The 897-nt window shown below is 69.6% G+C and carries 1 protein-coding gene and 1 pseudogene; both read left to right on the top strand.

Annotation, left to right across the window (positions count from 1 at the left end):
* Window positions 1–30: 30 nt before the first annotated feature.
* The gene (locus I71_RS24410) at window positions 31–687 is read left to right on the top strand and encodes a HAMP domain-containing protein (RefSeq protein ID WP_307189027.1); all 657 of its coding nucleotides are present in this window, start codon (window positions 31–33) and stop codon (window positions 685–687) included.
* Window positions 576–897 (top strand): annotated as a pseudogene (locus I71_RS36400) (PQQ-binding-like beta-propeller repeat protein); the annotation flags it as partial. The gene I71_RS24410 and the pseudogene I71_RS36400, both read left to right, overlap by 112 nt.

The following is an 897-nucleotide window of genomic DNA, read 5'->3' as shown; positions in this document are numbered from 1 at the left end:
AACCAGGCCGAAAAGGGCTGGACGAAGGCGGTGGCCGAAGTGACGGCCCGCCGTCAGGCGGCCGGAGCCTGCTTCACCTGTGGTGAGGGTGCCGCCCGGCTGGCCGCTTTCGACGAGGCCTGGACCGCCTATGCCGCCGCGGCCGACCGCGTGCGCAGCCAGGCCCGCGACGGCAACGCCCAATCCGCCGTCAGCGTTTTCAAACGCCCGAGCGCCGTCGCCTTCGCCCGCGTGCAGGAGGCATTGGACGCTCTGGTCGACGGCACGATGGCCGATGCCGGCGCCGTCGCCGACCAGGGGGCGGCGGTCTACAACAGCGCCCACGGCATGGTTCTCGGCGGCGTGACTCTCTGCACGCTGCTGGCTCTGGGCTTCGGTGCCGTACTGGTGCGCGGCATCTCCCGTCCGATCCTGGACGTGGCGAGTGCTTTGGAGCGGCTGGCCGCCCGCGACTTCACCGCCAGTTTCGAGGCCGGTCTTGGGGAAGGCCGCCGTGACGAGATCGGCCGGATGGCGACCGCCGCCCGCGTCTTCCGCGACAGCATGCTCGACAGCGAGCGCCTCCAGCAGGAGCCATCAAGCCGCTGTATGACGATTACATCGGCGCGCTGCGCGCCGTCGATCCGAAGACCGGCAAGATCGTCTGGGAATACAAGAACCCGGCCCCGCTGTGGGGCGGTGTGCTGACCACCGCCGGCAATCTGGTCTTCACCGGCACGCCGGAAGGCTATCTGAAGGCGTTCGACGCCAAGTCCGGGCAGGAGGTCTGGAAGTTCCAGACAGGCTCCGGCGTGGTCGGCAGCCCGGTCACCTGGAAGATGGATGGCGAGCAGTATGTCGCCGTCGTCTCCGGTTGGGGCGGTGCGGTGCCGCTGTGGGGGGCGACGTCGCCAAGCT

This window comes from Azospirillum sp. B506 (assembly GCF_000333595.1).
In the GTDB taxonomy this organism is placed as follows: domain Bacteria; phylum Pseudomonadota; class Alphaproteobacteria; order Azospirillales; family Azospirillaceae; genus Azospirillum.
Note: the sequence above shows the minus strand (reverse complement) of the source record. Positions and strands in the feature narration are given on the sequence as shown.